This window comes from Streptomyces sp. NBC_01426, from assembly GCF_036231985.1.
Lineage (GTDB): Bacteria > Actinomycetota > Actinomycetes > Streptomycetales > Streptomycetaceae > Streptomyces.
The window spans coordinates 6921827-6942845 of the sequence record NZ_CP109500.1 but is presented as its reverse complement, the minus strand read 5'-3'; the positions used below and the strand labels follow the sequence as shown (position 1 = coordinate 6942845).

Genomic DNA, 21019 nt, shown 5'->3' with positions numbered 1-21019 from the left:
TGACGCCCGTGCTTCCTAGAGGACCGATTCCAGCGGTCGAACAGGAGAAGACCAGTGGCCACCGGAACACACCCCGCCGCCCGCCCGCCGCGTGTCCCCCGGGCCCGTCGGCCGCCTCCCGAGCTGGACCCCGCCCATGTGGAACGGTGGCGCCGCGAGGGGGGCGAGCTGATCGAGCTGCTGGCGCTGGCGCGCGATCTCCTCGGCGGCGTGGTGGCCGTCCGCCTCGGGTCGAGGCCCACGGTCCTGGTCACGGAGGCGCGGGCGGTGCAGCACGTCCTCGCCCAGCACGGGGACCGGTACGTCAAGCGTTCGCACCGCGCCCGGCTGTTGATCGGCGACGGCGCGCTCTCGGCGACCGGTGAGGCGTGGAAGCGCCAACGACGGCTGCTCCAGTCCCAGTTCACCGGGGCGGGGATGCGCCGCCACGAACAGCGGATCGTCGCGGCCGCCCGGACGGCCGCCCGCCGCTGGACCGAGTACGGCCACAGCGGGGACACGCTCGACGTCGGCGAGGAGATGCGCCGGTTCGCGCTGGACACCATCTGGCGTTCCCTCACCGGCCACCCCCTCGACGAGGACACCGAACGCGAACTGGCCCTCGTGGGAACGCTCGTGGCCGCCCTGCCGACGCTGCCCGCCGAGGCGCTCGACGCGCGGGAGGCGGTCGCGGCCGACCTCGCCAGGATCGACCTCCTCGTCCGGCACGCCGTCGAGGCGGCCCGGGGGCGAGTGGCCGGCCCGACCGGCCCCGGGCTGCTCCACGTCCTGCTCGACGCGTCCACGGCGTCCGCCGAACACTCCGGGCACACCGACCGGCTCGTCCACGACGAACTGGTGACGCTGTTGGTCGCCGGCCACGAGACCACCGCGACCACGTTGACCTGGCTGCACCTGCTCCTCGACCGCCACCCCGAGGCCCGCGAACGGGTCCTGGCCGCCGGCGACGAGGGGTCGCCCGAGCGGCGCGCGGCGATCAGGGCGCTGGTCAGCGAGACCCTCCGGCTCTACCCGTCCGCCTGGATCCTGCCCCGTCGCAGCACGGCGCACGACACGCTGGCCGGGTACGCCATCGAGGCGGGGACCGACGTCCTGGTCTGCCCCTACCTCGCGCACCGCGACGCGGCCCTGTGGCCGGACCCCGAGCGTTTCGACCCGCGCCGGTTCACGGACCCGGGCGGGCGGCCCACCCATCCGGGCTCCTACCTGCCGTTCGGGCTCGGGCCGCGGGCCTGCCTGGGGTTGCAGTTCACCCTTCTGGAGTCGACGGTCCTGCTCGAACACCTGCTGCCCGGCCACACCGTGACCTTCCGCTCCGCTCCGACGAGGGCCGCGTACAGCGTCACGGTCCGCCCGGACGGTCCGACCCCGGCCGTGCTCACCGCGGCCGGGGCCGGGTAGAGGTCTCCCTCGACTCCGCGGGGGTCATCGGCCGGTGTGCGCGCACTCGCCGTCGTCCCCGCCGCTGCGGCAGCCGACCATGCCGGTGAACCCCGGGGCCGGGTGATCGCGCTCGTCCTCGTGTCGCTGAGCCGCGCCTCCCGCGACGATCACGGCGAGCAGCAGGGCCATCATGACGAGTTGGCTCCACACCACCGCCCGCGCCCCGCGCCATCCCGCGAGGAGCGCGACGACCAGGGCGACGAGGAACACCACGGCGAGGGCGCCCAGGTATCCGTCGAGCCGCACCTCCGGCTCGTCCCGCGACGTGTCCAGCCGGAACGATTCCCCGAGCCAGACGAGTGCCACCCCGCACACGGCCAGCAGTTCCAGGAGGACCAGGCCGAAGGCCGCGCACCCGGACCCGCCCCGTGCCACGTCCGTGCGCTCGGGGGCGGGCCCCGTCGATGTCGTCATGTTCCCACTGTCGCCACGCGCGTCGGCGTGTGCATGAGTACGCGTACTCATGCACACGGCCGCGCGGTCAGGAGCCGGCGGCGGGTTCCGGCACCGGGCTCGGGCAGTCCGGGTGTCCCCAGCGCGTGCCCAGTTTCGCGATCATCTCGCCGGCCGCGTACTGCTTGCCGCAGGGGCAGGTGCCGGGGAACTTGGCCTTGATGGACCGGCCGCCGCGCGCGGGCGCCGCCCTGCCGCCGGCCGCGGCCCGGGGCGCGGAGGAGCGGCTCGCGGCGGAGCGCGGGGCGGAGCCGCGGGCCGGCGCGCTGCGCACGGGCGCGGGAACCGGCATGGACGCGTCGCCCAGGGCGGTGCCCGCGGCCTGCTGGCTGACGGCCGCGTCACTGGCCGCCTGGTCGGCGATCGCGTTCAGGTGGTCGCCGTCCTCGCGGTGGGCGGGAACGTAGCGGAACTCCACGTCCCGGTCGGCCAGCAGTGCGTCGATGCTCTCGACGAGTTCCCTGTTGGCCACCGGCTTGCCCGCCGCCGTCTTCCAGCCGTTGCGCTTCCACGCGGGGAGCCATTGGGTCACGGCCTTCATCGCGTACTGCGAGTCCATGCGCACCTCGACGACCGCGCCGGGGGCGACGGCCTCCAGGAGGCGCTGCAGGGCGGTGAGTTCGCCCACGTTGTTCGTGGCCCGCCCCAGTGGGCCGGACTCCCAGCGCTCGGGGCGCCCGTCGGCGTCGGCGATGACCCACGCCCATGCGGCGGGCCCGGGATTCCCCTTGGCCGCCCCGTCGCAGGCGGCAATGATGCGATCAGACATCCCCCGATCATGCCCCACCGGGAGACCGCCTTCGACCCGCGAGCCGGTGCGCGGGCCTCGGCCGGCGGGCCTCGGACGCCGTGCGTCACGTACGGAGGTACGAGGCTCCGTTGACGTCGAGGATCGTGCCGGAGGACCAGGTCGCCTCGGGCGAGGCGAGGTAGAGGACGGCCGAGGCGATCTCGCGCGGTTCGGCGACGCGGCCGAACGGGCTCTGCGCGGCGATCCGTTCGCCTTCCGGGGAGTTCAGCCGATCGGCGACCCGTTCCGTGGCGACGAAGCCGGGCGCCACGGAGGCGACGGCGATGTCGTGGGGTGCGAGGGAGACGGCAAGGGATTGGCCGAGGGCGTGCAGGGCCGCCTTGGTCGCCGCGTACGCGGGGTGCTCGGGTTCGCCCCGGAAGGCGCCGCGCGAGCCGACGTTGACGATGCGGCCCCCTCGCCCCTCGTCGATCATCCGGCGGGCGACGCAGTAGCTGATGTTGGCGGCGCCGAACAGGTTGACGGCGGCGGTGCGCTGCCAGGCCTCCTGCCACTGCGCGTACGGGGTGGTGGCCAGGGGGTGGGGGATCATCACGGCGGCGTTGTTCACCAGGACGTCCAGCGCGCCGAGCGCCTCGGCGGCCTCGGAAACGAGCCCCTCGACGCGCGCGGGATCGGTGAGGTCGCCGCAGACCAGTACGTGGCCTTCCCCGGCCAGTGCCCCCAGGACCTCACGCGCCTCGGACGCACGGGTGGAGCAGTGCACCGCGACGCGGTCCCCGCGCTCGGCGAACGCCGTCGCGATCGCGCGGCCGATGCCCCGGGAGGCGCCGGTGACCAGTACGCCTCGACTCGCCGTGTCCATCGCGCGCTCCCTCCGAGCTGTTGTCGATCACGACTCTGAACGGGGGCTCCCCCGATGTCAACCGGCGGTTGTGCCGTCCCGACCCGGGGCACGAACCCCACGGCATCCCCGGGTCGACCGGGGAGCCCACGGCACACGGACCCGGGAGCGAGGGGCTTCGATGAGTGATCGGAAGACTGCGGCGGAGGTATTCGACGAGGTGGGCGCGCACTACGAGGAGGTGTTCGGGCGGGTGCCCGGACAGCTCGCGGCGCTGGACTGGCTCGCCGCCCGACTGGAGCCGGGCGCACGGGTGTTGGACGTCGGCAGCGGCACCGGTCGACCGACCGCCGAGGCGCTGGCGCGGGCCGGCTGCGCGGTGACCGGCATCGACGTGTCGGCGGAGATGGTCGGGCTGGCGCGGGCCCGGGTGCCGTCGGCCCGGTTCGAGCAGGCGGACGTGCGGTCGTACACGGCCCCGGAGGGCGGCTTCGACGCGGTGTGCGCGTTCTTCCCGCTGCTGGTGATGGACCGGCGGGACGTGGTGGCGTCGCTGGAGCGGATGCTGTCGTGGGTGGCGCCCGGCGGGTACTTCGTCATGGCGACCGTGCCGGGGGACATCAGCGATCTGGACATCGTCTGGATGGGGCACGAGGTCACGGTCAGCAGCCTGTCCGCGAGCGAGTACCTGAGCAGGGTGGAGGGCGCCGGGTTGGAGGTGCTCGGCCACCACACGGCGGTGTTCACGCCGGAGGCCGGGTCCGCCGATTCCCGCGAGGGCGCCGGCGGGGGTGTCGAACCGGAGGAGCACTTCTTCTGCCGCGCCCGTCGCCCCGCGTCGACGCCCGCCCCGACGCCGGCCTCCCCGACAGATCTCCCGGTATGACGATCGGCTGAACCGCTCATGGGACCGTGAATGCCCGATTCGCCGCCGAACGGTGCCATCAACCGAAGTGCCCTGTGTGTCGTCAATTGCCCGCATTCGGCAGGGTTTACGGTCGACCTGACCCCAGTCCCCCTTGTGAAAGGCGATGTTGTGAAGCGAACGATGCGCAGCCGTGCCCTTGCCGCCCTGACCGTGCTGGCCGCCGCCGGCGCGCTGTCCGCCGTGGCCTCCCCGGCGCTGGCCGCGACCGCCGACGGCGACGTCCACCACGTCTACATCGTCGGCAGCACCAACGTGCAGTACGCGCAGGACGACAACTTCAACGCGGGCCGCGACAACACCGTCGGCTCCAACGACGGCACCGCGCCGCCGGCCGTCGCCGGCGCCGCGTCCGCGATGTCGCTGCTGGACGCGTCGAACTGGGCCGACACCTTCTAGTCGGACCGGGCCTCGGTCGATTGTTCCGGCGTCGTCTCCGCCTCGCGGACTCGACGCCGGAACAGCGCGTGGAGCAGTACGGCGGTGAGGGTGCCCGCCACCACCGCGCTGCCGAGGACCGTGCGGGCCCAGCCGGGGAATCCCTGGTAGATGTCGGGCGCGACCACCGGGAGCAGTCCGACGGTGAGGGCGAGCGCGATCACCGTGGAGTGGGTCTTCTCCCCCGGGTTCGCGCGCGTCAGCATGTCGACGCCCATCACGGCGATGATCCCGTAGATCACCAGCGCGGACCCTCCGACGACCGGAGCGGGTATGCCGGCCAGCAGTCGGGTGAGGGGGGCGAGCAGTCCCACGATCACGAGCAGCACACCGGCCCCGGCCGTGACGTAGCGGCTGCGCACGCCGGTGATCCGGCCGATCCCGATGTTCTCGGCGCTGGTCACCATCAGCGAGGTGCCGAAGAGCCCACCGAGGACGGATACCAGCGCGTCGGCCCTGGCCACGCGCGGTACGTCGCGTCCGGGATCGGACGCGTTGCCCACGGTCTCGCTGTTCAGGACGGTCTGTCCGGTGATCTCCGCGAGCGTGGTGAGGCTGAAGATCAGCAGTGGCAGCGCGGCGAGCACGTTGAACTGCGGTGCTCCGTACGGGAGAAGGTGCGGGAGGGCCAGTCCGCTGCCGGCGGCGGGCGCGAAGGTGCCCAGCCCGGTCGTGACGGCGATCAGGGTGCCGGCGCCCATGCCGAGCAGGACCGCCGTCTGTCTCCAGACCCCGCGCAGCAGGAACAGCAGCAGCACCGTCACCCCGATGGTGACGGCGGCCAGCAGGACCGCCGACGGCGCCGCGTACCCGGCGGCGGTGCGCGGACCGGTGATGAGTTGGGCGGCGACCCGGATCATGGCGATGCCGATCAGCAGCACGGCCGTGCCCATGACAAGCGGCGGGAAGAAGCGCACGATCCTGGCGTAGAACGGCAGGATCGCGAACAGCAGCGCCGCCGCGAGGAGCACGGATCCGGTCGCCGTGGCGGGCCCGTGGTCCTTGGCGATCTGGATGAAGAGCGCGGTGGCCGCGCCGCCGGGCAGCATGACGAACGGGAGCCGGGCCCCGATGCCCCGGAGGCCCAGGGACTGGAGCAGCGCGCCGACGCCGCACAGCACGAGGGTGGCGCTGAGCAGGGACGCGGTGCTGCCGACGTCGAGCCCGAGGGCCTGTCCGGTGAGGAACGTCGTGGACACGGGTGCGGCGACCATGGCCAGGACGTGCTGCGCGGAGAGCGGGGCGAGCCGGGCCAGAGGCAGCCGCTCGTCGACCGGCCGCACCGGGCCGGTGGTGGTGTCGGCGGTGGTCACGAGCCGGCCTCCGCGGTCAGCCAGGGCAGTTCCCGCGCGGTGTACCGGTACGCGCGGAAGACCGCGTTGTGTTCGGCGGGGAAGAGGCCGCGCACCTCGGATTCCCGGTAGCCGCCGAAGTACGGGTTGACGTACTCCCAGCACAGGTAGCCCTCGGGGGTCACCTCGAAGAGGCGGCCGGCGGGCGAGTCCGTCACGAGGGTGTTGCCGCCGGCGAGGCGTTGGGCGCTGCCCATGAACGGGGCGAAGAACGACTCGCGGGCGGGGTCGTGGTACTCCCAGACGATCTTTCCGGAGGAGCGGTCGATCTCGATGACACGGGAGTAGGGGACGTCCGATCCGGGCCGGAAGACGCCGTTGTCGAAGACGAGGATGTTGCCGTTGTCGAGTTCGGTGGGGGCGTGCTGCTGCGAGACCGTTCCCGGTTCGGTGCGCCAGAGGATCTCGCCGGTCTCCCGGCTGATGACGACGACGGCCGAGACGCTGCGCAGGCTCGCCAGGACGTTGCCGTCGGCGAGCGGGACGACGCTGTTGATCAGGGGCCAGTGTTCGCGCGAGTAGTCGGGGTGCAGCGCGTACTCCTCGCGGTCGAGGTGCTCGGCCGCGCTCCAGGACCAGCGGACGGAGCCGTCCGCGTCGACCTCCTTGATCGTGTCGGCCCAGACCGTGCCGTCCGGCTCCGAGCCCGGTACCCCGCCGCGCACGGCGGCGGCGTCCGCGCCCCGCAGGGGTTCGAGGGCCGTGTAGAGGACGCGGCCCTCGCCGAGGTGGTGGGCGTCGTGGTGCTGGAGCGGGTCGCGGTGCTCGCGCAGGATCGCGCCGTCGGGGGCGGCTTCGAGCATGACGCCGCCCCGGTACTTGTGCCACATGGGGAAGAGGGCGCGCTGGTCGGGCAGCACACCGCTGTAGGCCAGGTTCCCGTTCGCGAGGACGCGGGCGTGGCGACCGGGCCGGTAGGGGAGCTTCCACTCGTGGGCGACCTCGCCGTGCGGGTCGATCAGGTACACCTCGCCCGTCCCGGTGAGCGGGGCGAAGAGCGTGTAGCCCCCTTCCGAGGCGGAAGGGTCGAGGGCGATCAGGCCGGTGCCGCGGCGGCGACGCAGGTTCTGGTCGATCGGGGACATGCGATCCTCCTGTGAAACTTTCTTTGATGGGATCAATCGACTTAGAAACTAGCGGCGGAGTGTTGCGGCACTGTGAAGGCAGTGCGAAGCCCGCGACCGATTGCGAGAGGATGATCCACACAGCGGAGGAATCGAGGAACCACGTGACGGACGAACCGCCCGCGCCCCTGATCGGGGCGGGCATCCGCAGGCGACGCAGGGCGCTGGACCTCACCCTCGCCGAGGTGGCGCGCCGCAGCGGGCTGTCGTCCCCGTTCCTCAGCCAGATCGAGAACGACCGGGCCCGTCCCAGCATGCGTTCGCTGCAACTCATCGCCGACGCGCTGGAGACCACGGCCGTCCAGCTGCTGACGGCGGCCGAGACCCCCCGGAGCGTGGACATCGTGCGCGCCGACGCCGACCCCGGGCTCGATCCCACGGCGCGGGTGCGCCCGCTCGTCCGCGGCCAACAACAGATGCACGCGCTGGAGTTCACCGGGGACCACGACGCGGACCGCGCGTTCCGGCACCGCAACGACGAGTTGATGTACGTCGCCGACGGAAGCGTCGAGGTCGAGGCCGAGGGGCGCACCCACCACCTGGGCAGGGGCGACACCCTCTACCTCACCGGCGGGGTGCGGCACCGCTGGCGGGCGTTGGAGGTGGGCACCCGCGTCCTGCTCGTCGCGGTGGCGGACCACATCGAGACGACCGTGGACCCGCGCGCCTGAACGGTGTCGAACGACCTTCGGTACCGAGGACCGGGGGCCGGCCGTTGGCGCGGTCGCCCGACACGCGGCCCCGGCCGCCGCGCCAGGCGACCTGTACGGACGCGGGTCCCGGACCGAGGTGGAGCGTCCGGGTCGCGTAGTCTCGGTGAATGGCGAAGTACTTCGACGTGCACCCCGAGAATCCGCAGCAACGCTCCATCGGCAACATCGCCGACATGATCCGCTCCGGCTCCCTCATCGCGTATCCGACCGACTCCTGCTACGCGCTGGGATGTCAGCTGGGCAACCGCGACGGCCTGGACCGGATCCGGTCGATCCGCCGATTGGACGACCGGCACCACTTCACCCTCGTCTGCCAGAACTTCGCGCAGCTGGGGCAGTTCGTCCACATCGACAACGACGTCTTCCGCGCGATCAAGGCCTCCACTCCCGGCAGCTACACCTTCATCCTGCCGGCGACGAAGGAGGTGCCGCGCCAGCTGCTCCACCCCAAGAAGAAGACGGTCGGCGTCCGCATCCCCGACCACGCGGTCACCCAGGCCCTGCTCGCCGACCTCGGCGAGCCGCTGCTGTCCAGCACCCTGCTCCTGCCGGACGAGCCCGAGCCGTTGACCCAGGGCTGGGAGATCAAGGAGCGCCTCGACCACGTGCTGGACATCGTGGTCGACTCCGGCGACTGCGGGACCAGGCCGACCACCGTCATCGACTTCTCGGGCGGCGAGGCCGAGATCGTGCGCCACGGGGCGGGCGACACGGCCCGCTTCGAGTAGCCCACGGAACCCGGGGCCCGACGCGCTGCGGGCGGCGTCGGGCCCACGCCCCGACCCCGCCCGCGGCCGGTGACGCCCGCGGCCGATGGCGCCCGGGGCTCGCGCCGCCCGTACCGCCGATGTCCGTGCCGGGTGACGCGCTCGGCCGATGACGTGCTCGGCCGTCGACCCGCTCAGCCGTCGACGAGGCCGTCGGCGACCAGTCCCACCAGCACCGCCTCGCCCAGTGCCTGCACCGCGGTCTGCGGGCGCACCATCACCGTGATCTCCCTGATCCGCTCCTCCCCGTCCAGGTGCAGCAGGTCCATGCCGTGGATCTGCCTCCCGTTGACGGTGGCCCGGAAGGGCAGCATCACCGCCGGCGCCGGCTCGCCGTCCACGCCGGTCTCCGCCGAACCGTCGAGCCGCCCGATGTAGCGGATGTCCTCGAACGTGCGCAGCAGGACGCCGAAGAGGCCCATCACCATCGCCTTGCCCTCGAACGGGCCGAACTTCACCGGGCTGTAGAGCCGGACGTCCTCGGTGAGCAGGTCGTGGATCGCGCCGAGGTCACGGTTGTCGACGGCGGCGCGGAATCGGTCCGCAGTGCTCATGTCTCCCCCTTGCTACTCAAGAATGCGATTACTCATATTCTTGACTATCATGGATGTCGGGTCGCTGAACAGAGGCGACCGGGCGAGGAGGGGTGATCGGGTGGCTCTGCGGCACGCCGTACTGGCGGCACTGCTCGACGAGGAGTTGAGCGGATACCAGCTGGCCAAGGCGTTCGACATGGGAGTGGCGAACTTCTGGCACGCGCTGCCCCAGCAGCTCTACGCCGAGCTGACCAGGTTGGAGGAGGCGGGTCTGGTCCAGGGCCGGGAGGTGCTCCAGGACACCCGTCCGAACAAGCGGCTCTTCCGGGTCACCGACGCCGGCGCGGCCGAGCTGGAGCGGTTCGCGCAGTCCCCCGGCAAACCGTCCTTCATCCGGGACGACCTGCTCGTCAAGGTGCAGGCCGCCGATCACCTCGACGCCGAGGTGCTGATCGAGCGGCTCTCCGAGCGTTCGACCTGGGCGCGGACCAGGATCGAGCTGTTCGAGGCGCTGTTGGCCAGGATGCGGGGCGCTTCGGACGAGGAGGAGTTCCTCCGCCGCGGTGCGCGGATCGGCCCCTACCTGACCTGCCTGCGCGGCCTGGCCTTCGAACGGGCCAACCTCGACTGGTACCAGCGGACGATCACGATCGTGCGGGAGAGGCGGGCCGACCGTGCCGAACGATGAATACCTGCGGTACGTGGCGCTGGGCGACAGCCAGACGGAGGGCGTGGGCGACGGCGACGACCTCACCGGACTGCGCGGATGGGCCGACCGGCTCGCCGAGACCCTGGCCCCGCACCACCCCGGTCTGCGGTACGCCAACCTGGCCGTCCGGGGCCGCCTCGCCGGGCAGGTCCTCGACGAGCAACTGGCCCCCGCCCTCGCCCTGCGGCCCGATCTGGCCACCGTCGTCGCCGGGGTCAACGACCTGCTGCGCCCCCGCTTCGACGCGGACGAGGTCGCCGGCCGGGTGGAGTCGATGTTCGCCGCGCTGACCGCGCAGGGGGCGCGCGTCGCCACGGTCACCTTCCCGGACGTGGCCACGCTGATCCCGATCGCCCGCCCCGTGGGCGCCCGTGTCACCGCCCTCAACGACCGGATCCGGTCGGCGGCGCGGCGGCACGGGGTGGTCGTCGCGGAGACCGCCGCGCACCCCGTGGTCGGGGACCCGCGGATGTGGAGCCCGGACCGGCTGCACGCGAGCCCGCTGGGGCACGCCCGGATCGCCGCGGCCGTCGCCCACGCGCTCGCCGTGCCGGGAACGGACGACTCCTGGACGCATCCCCTGTCCGAACCCCGGCCGGCGGTGCCGGTCGGATGGCGGCAGGCGACGGGCGAGGTGCGCTGGGCCGCGTCCTTCCTCGGCCCCTGGACGGCCCGCCGGCTGCGCGGCCGCTCATCGGGCGACGGCCGCGCCGCGAAACGCCCGCGGCTCACGCCCGTGTTCGCCGACGGCGCCGACGGCCGTACGGACGGTCGCACGAACGGCCTTGCGGACGGTCGCGCGGACGGCCGTACGGAGCGTCGGGCCGACGGCCTTGCCGACGGGCGGGCGCCGGAACGCCACTGACGCTTCCACAGGGACGGCCCGCGGCCTCACCCCGTCGACCGGATCGCTAGGCTCGCGCGTCCGGCGGCGGGGCGAGCAGGTGCACGGCCATCTCCCGCATCTCGATCTTCCGGATCTTCCCGGTGACCGTCATGGGGAACTCCTCCACCACGTGGACGTAGCGCGGGATCTTGAACCGGGCCAACCGGCCGTCACAGTAGGCGCGGACGGCGTCGGCGGTGAGCGGCTCGGCCCCCTCGCGCATCCGTACCCACGCCATCAGCTCCTCGCCGTACTTCGGGTCGGGCACGCCGATGACCTGGACGTCCAGGATGTCCGGGTGGGCGTGGAGGAACTCCTCGATCTCGCGGGGGTAGAGGTTCTCGCCGCCCCGGATCACCATGTCCTTGATGCGGCCCGTGATGGCCAGGTAGCCGTCGTCGTCCATGACCGCGAGGTCGCCCGTGTGCATCCAGCCCGCCTCGTCGACGACCTCGGCGGTCCGGTCCGGCTGCGCCCAGTAGCCGAGCATCACCGAGTAGCCGCGGGTGCACAGTTCCCCCTGTTCCCCGCGCGGCACGGTCCCACCGCCGTCCGGGTCGACCACCTTGACCTCCAGGTGCGGGCCAACCCTGCCCACCGTGGACACCCGGTGTGCGATGGAGTCGTCCACGCGGGTCTGGGTGGAGACCGGGGAGGTCTCGGTCATCCCGTAGCAGATCGACACCTCGGTCATGCCCATCCGGTCGATGACCTCCTTCATCACCTCGACCGGGCAGGGCGAACCCGCCATGATGCCGGTCCGCAGACTGGAGAGGTCGTAGGAGTCGAAGTCGGGATGGGCCAGTTCGGCGATGAACATGGTGGGGACGCCGTACAGGGAGGTGCACGACTCCGCCTCGACCGCTGCGAGGGTCGCGCCGGGATCGAAGGACGGCGCGGGGATGATCATCGCGGCTCCGTGGCTCGTGCAGGCCAGGTTTCCCATCACCATCCCGAAGCAGTGGTAGAACGGCACCGGGATGCAGACCCGGTCCAGCTCGGTGTAGTGACAGGTCTCGCCGACGAAGAAGCCGTTGTTGAGGATGTTGCGGTGGGAGAGCGTCGCCCCTTTGGGGAAGCCGGTGGTCCCCGAGGTGTACTGGATGTTGACCGGATCGTCCGGGCTCAACTCGGCCTGCGCACGTGCGAGTTCGGCAGGATCGGCCTGACGTCCGCGCTCCAGCAGGGAGGTCCACCGCGGGCCGTCCAGCAGGACCACGAACTCCAGGTCGGGGCAGCGCGACCGGACTTCCTCGATCATCCCGGCGTAGTCGGAGGCCTTGACCCGCTCGGCCGCGACCAGCATGCGGATCCCGGACTGGCCGAGCACGTACTCCAGCTCGTGCGCCCGGTAGGCCGGGTTGACGGTGACGAGGACCGCCCCGATCGTGGCCGTGGCGTACTGCACCAGGGTCCACTCGGCCCGGTTCGGGGCCCAGATCCCGACCCGGTCGCCCTTGACGATGCCCTGGTCGAGGAGGCCCAGCGCGAGGGCGTCGACGTCGGCGGCCAGTTCGGCGTACGTCCATCTGCGTCCGGCGGCCATGTCGACGAGGGCGTCACGCTCGGGGAAGGACCGCACGGCGCGGTCGAGGTTCTCCCGGATCGTGTCGTCCAGCAAGGGCACTTCGGCGGACCCGGACGCGTGGCTCGGCACGACGGACACACATTCCCCCTGGAGTCGAGGCGGGCGCGGACCCGGCGGGCCGGCGCCCCTTCATGATCCCCGGCGGTCCGGCCGAAGGCCACCCCTCGACGCGCCCCAGAACGCCGCGCTCCGGCGCCGAATGGCCGGTTCGCCGGACGGGGGGTTCCATCGAGGGGTGAGCCCCGCACGCATCGACGTACCCGCCCGACGCGGCCGATCCCTGTCCCGACTCCTCCAGGAACGCGTCACGGGCCCGCTCGGGATGCGGAACACCGCCAACGCCTTCCCGGCCGCGATCCCCGCACCCGTCCTCCACTCCTTCGACGCGGAGCGCGGGAAGTACGAGGAATCCACGTTCTGGAACCCGTCCTGGACGACGGCGCGCGGCGCGGTCCTCACCACCAACGTGTGCGACCTGGCACGCTCCGCACGGGCGATCGGGGCGGGAGAGCTGATCTCGCCGAGCGGTCTGCGGACCCAGCTGAACCCCGGGACGGTGGGACTCGGTACGGCCACGAGTTCCTGCCCCGCCTCGGTCTGCTTCGCCCAGAAACCGGACCGGCACTTCGGGCTCGGGGTGGTCGTGCAGAACGGCTGGGTGACGCAGACCCCCTCGTTCGCCGGGTACGCGGCGATCCAGGCCTACCTCCCGGCCGAACGGCCGGCCATCGCCGTCGCCGTCGCCACCACCATCGGCCCGAACGCGCCCGAGGGGAACACGGCCCAGACCGTCGCCGAGCGGATCGCGGCCGCCCTCGCCCCCTCGCACCCCCTGGTGAAGTGACCACGGGAAGTGACCGCCGGGTACGGTCCACGACGGGACGTCGGCGCGCCACCATGGAATCGCGGGGCCCGTCCGTCGGCGGACCACCGACCGGTCCACCACCATGAGTGAGCTATGTTTGATCAAGAGTGACATGAGAAGGAGGCCCGCCGGTGTCATCGGGGCAGCAGGCACGCGCACAGGCGGCCGCGATCACGCCGAGCGGACAGCCCTCGGACCACGAGCGCGTCCCCGGCGAGCGGGTGCGCGCGCTCTTCGACGGGCGCCGGCTCTCCCCCGGCCAGCGGCGGATCGCCCAGTACCTGATCGACCACCTGACCGAGGCCGCGTTCCTGTCGATCACCGAACTGGCGGAGCGCGTCGGCGTCAGCCAGCCGTCCGTGACCCGTTTCGCGACCTCCCTGGGGTACAGCGGCTATCCGGCGCTGCGGGACATCCTCCAGCCGATCGCCCTGAGCGCGGTCGCCGGCTTCCCCGAGAGCCGCGAGCAGATACGGCAGAACGAGCTGCAGGCTGCCGTCGACGCGGAGATCGAGAACCTGGAGAACGTGCGGCGGCTGCTCGCCGACACGGATCAGGTGCTGACCATCGGCCGCGACCTGGCCCTCTCGGTCCCCCTGACGGTCCTCGGCCTGCGGATCTCGGTGTCGCTGGCGGAGTACTTCGCGTACGCGGCCCGGCGGATCCACCCCGACGTGCGCCTGGTGACCGGCGGCGGCAGCGTCGCCTACGACGCGCTGCTCCAGTCCCGGGCCGCCGGTGGGACGTGGGTACTGGCCTTCGCCATGCCCCGGCACGCCAAGGAGACCCTCGCCGCGATGCGAGCGGCCCGCAGCGCCGGGCTGCGGATCGCGCTGATCACCGATCCCACACTGGGGCCCCTGGTGGACGAGGCTGATGTGGCGCTGACCGCCGGCACCGGGTCACGGCTCGTGTTCGACTCCTACGCGGCCCCGAACGTCCTGTCCGCGGCCTTGTTGCAGGCCATGGCGGACGCCGACCCCGAGCGGACGCAGGCCCGCCTGGAAGGGTACGAACAGGTCGCCGACCTGCACGGATTCTTCCTCTAGCCCCGCTGCCGCACGACGGTCGGCGGGGCTTCACCACACCCTCGGGGCGCATGTAATTTTTCATACGCTTGCTTACTCAACGGTATATATGTTTACTGAGGCGCGGCCGGGATCCACCAGATGCCAAGGAGGGCGTCCCCACGCCGTCCCAGAACGAACACTCAACCGCGCGCGCTGCCTCCTCAGTCCGCTTCCGGGTGTTCGATCCGGGCTTTCGGATCCCGAAGACCGCCATGGCGGCCTCGATCAACCCCTGGGTCGAGGCCGCCCAGCAACCTCTCGATCAGAGTTCGACACCCACTCGGAAGCGACGAGAATGCCTCAACTGGCCTCCACCGCCCTCAGCCCGGACTGGCCCTGTCAGGTCAAGGCCCCCGGGAGCCACGACTGGGAACGCACCGCGACGCGCTGGCTGCGCGACCTGCTCCCGGCCCGGTACGCGGGTTACTCGACGCTGACCCGTCATCCGGTACTCCTCACCCGGCACGCCCAGCTCCAGCTCCAGCACGAGATGCGCGCGGTGCGGGTGGCGCTCGAGACGAGTCGCGCCGAACTGCCCGCGATGGGTGTGGCGGAGTCCGTCATCGAGAACACGATCCGGATGTACGCCGTCGAACTCGAACAGTTGGGCCGGCTCGCCCGCGGGGTCCGCCTCATCACCGACGCCCTCGTCGTGAGCGGCGGCGCGGGAACGCGCAGGCGATAGCCGCCGGCGGGCGCACACCCCGGCGGATCGGGGCGGCTCCGCGCAACCCCGGATCCCGCTGAGGGCCAATCGGGCGCGGGCGGTCGGACGAGGGCCCGCCACGACGACCGTGCCCCGGCGGGATCGCCAGGTGACCGCGCCGTGGCGGGATCGCCAGGTGACCGCGCGGAGGCGGACGAGCCGGGACCGCGCCGTGGCGGACGGGCCGAGACCGCGCCAATCGTGCGCCGGCTCCCGGTGATCGAGCGCCCGAGGGACCCCGCCGTACCCTCCGCCGAGCCGGCCCGGCGCGTGCGCGACGGTGGCGGACACCGCCTCGGGTACCGGTCCGGTCCCGTGAGCCCGCGCGTGCGGCCGACGCGGGGCGACGGCGACACCCCCGACACCGGCGCCGATGCCCACCGCCGGCGCCGGTGCGACACCCGGCGCGCACCCCCGCCGGCCCGCCCCTCCCCGGTCCCCGCGCGTCCGCGCCGGCACGGGCGCGTGTCGCGCGCCCGGGTACCTTCGACCGCACCGGTCCCACCGGCTCCCTCGATCCGCGGCGGAGTGTGACTGACTTCCGGACACCGCCCTCTCGGCCGTGCCACGGCATGCGGTTACGGTGGTGATCACGCCGTTCGACCGCACCCGGCGCAGCGATCCGCCCCCCACCGGATCGACCCCCACCCGAACCCCCACGCGAGCCCGCCCCATGACGAACTCCCGCCCCGCCCCCGCCCCTTCTTCCCCAGAGGAGCCGAAGTGACCGAGGCAATCGACGCGACCGGCGGACGCTGGTTCAGCCTGCACCTCTTCCCCCGCTTCGCCCGCGCGACCGGTGAGGACACCGACGCCTTCCTGGTCGAGGACCTCGCTCCCCTGCTGGACGGGCTGGTGTCGGACCGCAGGGCGACCTCGTGGTTCTACGTCCGTCACGTCGACGTGGACGGCCCCCACCTGCGCGTCCGGGTGCGCGACCTCACCCCGGCCGGGGTGGCCGCGCTGCACGCCGAGGCGACGCTCCTCGTGAAGGAGCGGCTCGGCGAGGGAGCGGAGGTCCACGAGGCGCCCTACGTCCCCGAGACGGAACGTTTCGGCGGGCCCGCCGCCCTGCCCGTGACGGAGGACGTCTTCGCCCTGTCCACCCGGGTGGCCCTGGACGGGCTCGCGCGCACCGGGCACGGCGGCGAGCGACTCGCCCTGGCGGGGGACCTCGCGCAGGCCACGGCGGCGGCGCTCGGGATGGACCGTTACGAGGCCGCCCGCTGGCTGCGCTGGCAGACGACGGGCTGGCGTTGGTCCGAGGACGTCCTGCACACCCCGGCCCCCGTGCCCTCCCCGCGCGCCGAACCCGACGGCGGGCCCGCGCGTGAGGAGCTGATGCGACGCGCCGACGCCGTCCGGCACGGGGTGGCGAACGGCATCGGCGTCGGGCCGGTGGCCCGTTGGGCGGCGGGGCTGCGGGACGCGGACGCCCGCCTGGAGGAGGTGGCCGGGCGCGCGGCGGCCGACGACGGCGCGGACCGCTCGGCCGTGTGGGCGGCGGGTCAGGCCTCGGTGTGGACCGCGGTGCGCGCCTCGCTGTGGGCCTCGCACCTGCACCTGCTGTTCAACCGCCTCGGGGTGGCCCCCGACGAGCAACGAACCGTGTGCCGGCTCGCCTCCCACGCCCTGACGGACACCGGGGAGCGGAAGTCACACCACCCCGAGGACCTCCCCGCCACCGACGCGCGGTAGGCCGGCCGGTCGGGCCGGTCAGGTGCGTGCGCGGGACGAGTTCAGGAGGGCGGCGGCGCGGGCGGCGTCGTCGACGCTGACCGCGAAGTCCTTGCCGCGGGCCCGGATGACGAGGCAGTCGCCGCGGCGCAGCATCACCGTCGTGCCCAGCCCGCTGAGCCGGTACCCCCATCCGCCCACCTGGGCGGGGGTGCGTCGTTCGACGCGGGCGGATTCGATGTCGCCGGCGGCCCACCGTCGCGTCGGCCACCCGAGCGGACCGAAGCCGACCTCCAGCCCCTTCTCGGTGGCCCGGGCCTGCACGGACGAGCAGGCCGACATCACGACCGAGACGAAGGCGAACGGCGCGATCAGCGGCCACGGGGCGCCGATGAGACCCGCCGCGCCGGCGAGCGCACCCGCGACGGCCACCAGGCCGCCGGCGGCGGCGAGGAGTTGGAACCAGGGGTTCGTCGCCCGCGAGAGCCAGACGAAACGTTCCCCCTCGGGGATCTCCGGAGCGGGGTCACCGGGTATGACCGGCACGGGCGGCGCCGAGGCCGTCGCTCGACGGTCGAGCAGCACCCCGAGGAGGGCCGCCGCCACGATCCCCGCGATCAGGACGCCGAACCAGAGCGTCGCGGACCGCGCCTGATGCCAGTCCGACCGGTCCAGGTTCGCCCGTACGATCACCGCCTGCGCGCCGATCAGGCCCACGCCCACCGAGAGCAGGGTCGCTCCGGCCCATCCCCGTACCCCCGCTCCCCGCCGGGCGGCGAGTGCCACGGCCGACACGAGCAACACCCAGGCAAGAGCCGGTAACGAGGCCGCCGCCCCCAGCGGCAGCGAGCCGTCGGGCGCCCCGCCGACGCCCCAGTGCGTGGCGAGCCGGTCCGGCAGCCGCCCCCGCGCGGCCTGCGGCATGGCGACCAGCAGGATCCCGACGCCCGAGGCCCAGGCGGCGGCGCCCCAGGCGGTGGCCCTGCCCGCCGCGTGACCTTCGCGGTCCTCGCGGCCTTGGTGCTCCTTGTGGTCTGCGGGCCCCTCGCGGTCTGCGTGGTCCTTCACGGAACCTCCCTGATCATCTGGGTGAGTTCGGCCTTGCCGTACCCCAACCGGGCCGCCTCCTGGACGAGTTCACGGATCCGCTCCACCAGCGCGGAGCGTTGGTCCGCGCCGGCGGCCACGGTCACCCCGCGGCCGCGCCGGAACTCCAGCACCCCTTCGTCTCGCAGGGATCGCAGGCCGCGCAGGACGGTGTTCGCGTTGACCCCGAGGGCCTGCGCGAGGTCGCGCGCCGGCGGGAGTCGATCGCCCGGGGCGCACTCGCCCTCGACGACGGCCCGCCGGATCGCGCCCGCCACCTGTTCGTGCAGGGGGCGACTGTCGGAGATGTTCAACCTCAGCAACATGGTGCCAATGACGATAGCTTCATCTTGCTCATCAGTCGATGAGGTTTCCCGTGCCTGGGTGTTGGAGAGCCCCTTACGCGGCGGCCACGGCCAGGGCGGTGCGCAGGCGACGGGCCTGGGCGACCAGCCGGGAGGAGCCGGGCCGGGACGCCTGCACGGCCAGGCCCTCGGGGTCCGGGGAGGCCGGCCGGCAGCGCTCCACGCAGTCGGCGGCGACGGCCAGCAGCTCACCGGTGCCGGGCGGCGGCGCCGCGTCCCGCGCCAGGAGGGCGGGGATCGCCCCCGCGAGCAGGGTCCAGGTGGTGGCGTACGCACCGGTCGCGGCGGCCGTGCGCGCGGAGTCGGCGAGCCGGTTCGCCTTCACGGTCCCCAGGCCGACGAGTTCGGCCAGGTCCCGGCCGATCAGCGGCGCGTCCAGCTCGCCCCGCCCCGCGAGCACCAGCAGGGCGTCGACCGCCCCGAGCCGGTCCTCGGCATGACGGGAGCCGAGCCCGGTGGCCACGGCCAGGTGCAGTACCGGGCCCGCCGGGCCGCCCAGCTCGGCCAGACCCGGGAGCAGCGCGCCGGGTCCGCGTTCCTCGCCGGTGGCGCCGGCGGTGAGGTCGGGGAGCAGCCAGGCCGCCTGGGTCTCGCGGTCCTCCGGCAGCACCATGCGCTCCGCGAGCGTGTCGCCGTGCCAGTGCCAACAGCGGCGTCCGCGGTCGTCGACCGGGCGGCCAAGCCTTCGGAACGCGGGCGGGAACTCCTTTTGCAGGACCAGCCGTTCGCGGGTGTCGATGACGATCCTGCGCACCGCCCCGCAGGTCCGTCCCCACCAGGGGTGGGCGGCCTTCGGATCGGGTCCCTGCGTGCGGCGCAGCAGCATCGGGGGCTCGCCGGCCGTGGTGAGCCATGCGGCGAGGCGTGCACCGGGAGGGGTGCCGAGGGCGGTCGCGGCCGCCGCGGCGGTGGGGTCGCGGCGGACCCTGAGCAGCGCCTGGGCGAAGTCCGCCTCCGCGGGCTCCACGCCCAGCCGGTGGTAGGCGGTGAGCCGCTCCACCAGTTCGTCCGGCTCGATCGTGCCGGTCTCCCAGGTGGGCGTGGCGAGCAGGAACGGCAACGGGGTGGTCACCATGCGGTGGGCGACCTCCCTCAGTCGGGCGGCGATCACCCCCCGCAGGGCGCCGTGCACGCAGGAGTCGTGGAACCCGCGCACCTGTGGGCGCGTGCCCGGCCGCAGCGCCTCCGGGGTGAACCGTTCCAGGACCGCCGCGGCCACCAGCTCCAGCCCGCGCGGCCCGCTCTCGTCGACCGTCGGGTTCGGCGATGTGCCGCGGCCGGCCAGGACCGGCGCGAGGGCCTCGACCAGGGCCGCGCGGTCCCGGTGGGCGTGGCGGACGAGCCCGTCCAACGCCGTCTCGAACTCGGCGGCGTCCGGGCTCCGGGAGCCGATCAGCGCGGCAACCAACTCGACGGTTTCGGCGACGGTCGACGGGGTGGCGGCGACCCGGCGGCGGACCGGCGGCGGGGGCAGGATCTCCTCGTACGGCTCCTCCTCGGCCGCCGCGGCGACCCCGAGGTGTGCCGCGGCGGCGAGTCGGTTGCCGGGGCTCAACAGCTCGCTCTGCACGGCGAGTTCCGCGCGGAGTTCCTCGTCGTGCGGCCGCAGGTGTGCGGCGACGAGCCCGAGCGCGCGCTCCTGGAGGGCGGTGTCCTCGTGCCCGAAGGCGTGGGCGACGGCCGGCAACAGCCGGTGGCGGTCGTCGGGAGCGCGGCGCAGCGCCTTCCCGAGGAGGATCAGTTGGGCGCGGGCCAGCTTCTTCTCCGGGCGCAAGAGCACGGCGGCCGACATCTCCGCGAGCCTCTCCGCCGACAGTTCGCCCGCGACGGTCAGGCGGGCGAGCACCCGTTGCGCGTGTCCGGCGAGGGCGGACGGCGCGTCGGCGGCCATGGCGATCCAGTCGGCGGTCCGGTCCCGCTCCTCGGCCGGGGTGAGGGCAAGGCGCTCCAGGAGGACCAGGTAGAAGCGGAGTGGGTTCGGGCGCCCGCCGCGCAGGAGCCGCGAGACGCATCCGTCGATCAGCTCCCGGCGCTCGACGATCCCCTCCTCCGCGAGGGCGGCCAGTTCGGTGGGCCAGTGGTTCGGGGAGCGCGGATGGGAGTACCGGAGCAGGGCGTTGGGGGGCTCGGCCGTCTCGAAGAGGCGGGGTACGAGGTGGCGCACGAACGGGTCCCGGCGCAGGGCTGCCGACAGCGGGAGGCGTGCGCCCGGGCCTTGCGGGACCAGGGAGCGGACCCAGCCGGACACGAACGCGTCGGTGGTGGGGACGGCGCAGTCGGCGAGCCGGACCAGTTCCCGGATCAGCGGGTAGTCGGCCTCGGCCGTCGCGGCGCGGGCCGCGAGGCGGTGGGCGACGTCGCCGAGCCACTTCGGGTCGCGGTCGGCGAGCAGTTCGAGGATGAGCGCGGCGGGCGGCTCCCGCCAGTCGCGCAGCTCACGGGAGCCGATCCAGGAGGCCGCGGCGGCGGCTCCGGTGTGGCAGCCGGCCCCCGCGACGAGCAGTGCGCCGCGCATCCGGTCGCGTTCGGAGCCGCGGTCCCAGCCCCATCCCCGGACCTCCCGGCGCAACGCGGTGAGTTCACCGAGGACAGCGCGGCGCTCGGCCGGGGTGAGGGGACCCAGCAGTGCGGGGAGGCGCTCGGTGCGCCCTGCGCGCACCGCGTCGAGGACGTCGTTCATCGGGAGGGTCATGGGTGAAACGCTAGGTCCGGGGACTGACA

The 21019-nt window shown here is 73.4% G+C and carries 21 protein-coding genes; 11 read left to right on the top strand and 10 right to left on the bottom strand.

Features of this window, described 5'->3' with window-relative positions; translation table 11 throughout:
- Positions 1 to 54: 54 nt before the first annotated feature.
- Complete coding sequence (locus tag OG906_RS31000) at positions 55 to 1401, top strand: cytochrome P450 (RefSeq protein WP_329447372.1); 1347 nt, start codon at positions 55 to 57, stop codon at positions 1399 to 1401.
- Between the two features lie 24 nt (positions 1402 to 1425).
- Here the strand turns inward: OG906_RS31000 and OG906_RS30995 are convergent, their stop codons facing one another.
- From OG906_RS30995 to OG906_RS30985, 3 genes are all read right to left on the bottom strand, one after another.
- On the bottom strand, positions 1426 to 1857 hold the full coding sequence (locus tag OG906_RS30995) for a DUF6234 family protein (protein ID WP_329447371.1): 432 nt from the start codon (positions 1855 to 1857) through the stop codon (positions 1426 to 1428).
- A 67-nt stretch (positions 1858 to 1924) separates the two neighbouring features.
- On the bottom strand, positions 1925 to 2665 hold the full coding sequence (locus OG906_RS30990; RefSeq protein WP_329447370.1) for a ribonuclease H family protein: 741 nt from the start codon (positions 2663 to 2665) through the stop codon (positions 1925 to 1927).
- 85 nt (positions 2666 to 2750) lie between these two features.
- A complete protein-coding gene (locus OG906_RS30985) occupies positions 2751 to 3512 on the bottom strand; it encodes an SDR family NAD(P)-dependent oxidoreductase (protein ID WP_329447369.1) in 762 nt (253 codons plus the stop codon).
- A gap of 160 nt (positions 3513 to 3672) precedes the next feature.
- Between OG906_RS30985 and OG906_RS30980 the strand changes: the two genes are divergently transcribed.
- Together OG906_RS30980 and OG906_RS30975 are read left to right on the top strand one after the other, a co-directional pair.
- Positions 3673 to 4377 carry a class I SAM-dependent methyltransferase gene (locus OG906_RS30980; RefSeq protein WP_329447368.1) on the top strand — a complete coding sequence of 235 codons (705 nt, stop codon included), beginning with the start codon at positions 3673 to 3675 and terminating at the stop codon, positions 4375 to 4377.
- Positions 4378 to 4539: 162 nt separating this feature from the next.
- A complete protein-coding gene (locus OG906_RS30975; protein WP_329447367.1) occupies positions 4540 to 4815 on the top strand; it encodes a hypothetical protein in 276 nt (91 codons plus the stop codon).
- On the opposite strand, the gene OG906_RS30970 is transcribed toward OG906_RS30975, so the two are convergent.
- Both OG906_RS30970 and OG906_RS30965 read right to left on the bottom strand, forming a co-directional pair.
- Complete coding sequence (locus OG906_RS30970; RefSeq protein ID WP_329447366.1) at positions 4812 to 6167, bottom strand: uracil-xanthine permease family protein; 1356 nt, start codon at positions 6165 to 6167, stop codon at positions 4812 to 4814. The two genes, OG906_RS30975 and OG906_RS30970, sit on opposite strands and share 4 nt — an antisense overlap.
- A complete protein-coding gene (locus OG906_RS30965; RefSeq protein WP_329447365.1) occupies positions 6164 to 7291 on the bottom strand; it encodes an arylsulfotransferase family protein in 1128 nt (375 codons plus the stop codon). Before OG906_RS30965 ends, OG906_RS30970 begins: the two co-directional genes overlap by 4 nt.
- Positions 7292 to 7434: 143 nt before the next feature.
- Here OG906_RS30965 and OG906_RS30960 point away from each other — a divergent pair, with 143 nt between their 5' ends.
- Together OG906_RS30960 and OG906_RS30955 are read left to right on the top strand one after the other, a co-directional pair.
- Positions 7435 to 8001 carry a helix-turn-helix domain-containing protein gene (locus tag OG906_RS30960; protein ID WP_329447364.1) on the top strand — a complete coding sequence of 189 codons (567 nt, stop codon included), beginning with the start codon at positions 7435 to 7437 and terminating at the stop codon, positions 7999 to 8001.
- A gap of 149 nt (positions 8002 to 8150) precedes the next feature.
- On the top strand, positions 8151 to 8771 hold the full coding sequence (locus OG906_RS30955) for an L-threonylcarbamoyladenylate synthase (protein ID WP_267798282.1): 621 nt from the start codon (positions 8151 to 8153) through the stop codon (positions 8769 to 8771).
- Positions 8772 to 8944: 173 nt separating this feature from the next.
- Here the strand turns inward: OG906_RS30955 and OG906_RS30950 are convergent, their stop codons facing one another.
- Entirely contained in the window at positions 8945 to 9364 is a 420-nt protein-coding gene (locus tag OG906_RS30950) for a nuclear transport factor 2 family protein (protein WP_329447363.1), read from the bottom strand.
- A gap of 100 nt (positions 9365 to 9464) precedes the next feature.
- Between OG906_RS30950 and OG906_RS30945 the strand changes: the two genes are divergently transcribed.
- Both OG906_RS30945 and OG906_RS30940 read left to right on the top strand, forming a co-directional pair.
- The gene (locus OG906_RS30945) at positions 9465 to 10034 is read left to right on the top strand and encodes a PadR family transcriptional regulator (protein WP_329447362.1); all 570 of its coding nucleotides are present in this window, start codon (positions 9465 to 9467) and stop codon (positions 10032 to 10034) included.
- The gene (locus tag OG906_RS30940) at positions 10021 to 10920 is read left to right on the top strand and encodes an SGNH/GDSL hydrolase family protein (protein ID WP_329447361.1); all 900 of its coding nucleotides are present in this window, start codon (positions 10021 to 10023) and stop codon (positions 10918 to 10920) included. The genes OG906_RS30945 and OG906_RS30940 overlap by 14 nt, the downstream gene beginning before the upstream one ends.
- A gap of 46 nt (positions 10921 to 10966) precedes the next feature.
- Here the strand turns inward: OG906_RS30940 and OG906_RS30935 are convergent, their stop codons facing one another.
- Positions 10967 to 12607: an AMP-binding protein gene (locus OG906_RS30935; protein ID WP_329447360.1), complete on the bottom strand. Its 1641-nt coding sequence runs from the start codon at positions 12605 to 12607 to the stop codon at positions 10967 to 10969.
- A 157-nt stretch (positions 12608 to 12764) separates the two neighbouring features.
- On the opposite strand from OG906_RS30935, the gene OG906_RS30930 reads away from it, so the two are divergent.
- The 4 genes from OG906_RS30930 to OG906_RS30915 all read left to right on the top strand — a co-directional run bounded on the left by OG906_RS30930 (position 12765) and on the right by OG906_RS30915 (position 16868).
- The gene (locus OG906_RS30930) at positions 12765 to 13373 is read left to right on the top strand and encodes a serine hydrolase domain-containing protein (protein ID WP_329447359.1); all 609 of its coding nucleotides are present in this window, start codon (positions 12765 to 12767) and stop codon (positions 13371 to 13373) included.
- A 152-nt stretch (positions 13374 to 13525) separates the two neighbouring features.
- Positions 13526 to 14443 carry a MurR/RpiR family transcriptional regulator gene (locus OG906_RS30925; RefSeq protein WP_267798277.1) on the top strand — a complete coding sequence of 306 codons (918 nt, stop codon included), beginning with the start codon at positions 13526 to 13528 and terminating at the stop codon, positions 14441 to 14443.
- 316 nt (positions 14444 to 14759) lie between these two features.
- On the top strand, positions 14760 to 15149 hold the full coding sequence (locus tag OG906_RS30920; RefSeq protein WP_267798276.1) for a hypothetical protein: 390 nt from the start codon (positions 14760 to 14762) through the stop codon (positions 15147 to 15149).
- Between the two features lie 744 nt (positions 15150 to 15893).
- On the top strand, positions 15894 to 16868 hold the full coding sequence (locus OG906_RS30915; protein ID WP_329447358.1) for a thiopeptide-type bacteriocin biosynthesis protein: 975 nt from the start codon (positions 15894 to 15896) through the stop codon (positions 16866 to 16868).
- An 18-nt stretch (positions 16869 to 16886) separates the two neighbouring features.
- On the opposite strand, the gene OG906_RS30910 is transcribed toward OG906_RS30915, so the two are convergent.
- From OG906_RS30910 to OG906_RS30900, 3 genes are all read right to left on the bottom strand, one after another.
- On the bottom strand, positions 16887 to 17915 hold the full coding sequence (locus OG906_RS30910; protein WP_329447357.1) for a DUF1648 domain-containing protein: 1029 nt from the start codon (positions 17913 to 17915) through the stop codon (positions 16887 to 16889).
- The gene (locus OG906_RS30905; RefSeq protein ID WP_329447356.1) at positions 17912 to 18259 is read right to left on the bottom strand and encodes a GntR family transcriptional regulator; all 348 of its coding nucleotides are present in this window, start codon (positions 18257 to 18259) and stop codon (positions 17912 to 17914) included. The genes OG906_RS30910 and OG906_RS30905 overlap by 4 nt, the downstream gene beginning before the upstream one ends.
- 73 nt (positions 18260 to 18332) lie before the next feature.
- Positions 18333 to 20990 (bottom strand): DUF7824 domain-containing protein, encoded by a 2658-nt coding sequence (locus OG906_RS30900; protein WP_329447355.1) that lies wholly within the window; start codon positions 20988 to 20990, stop codon positions 18333 to 18335.
- Positions 20991 to 21019: the final 29 nt, after the last annotated feature.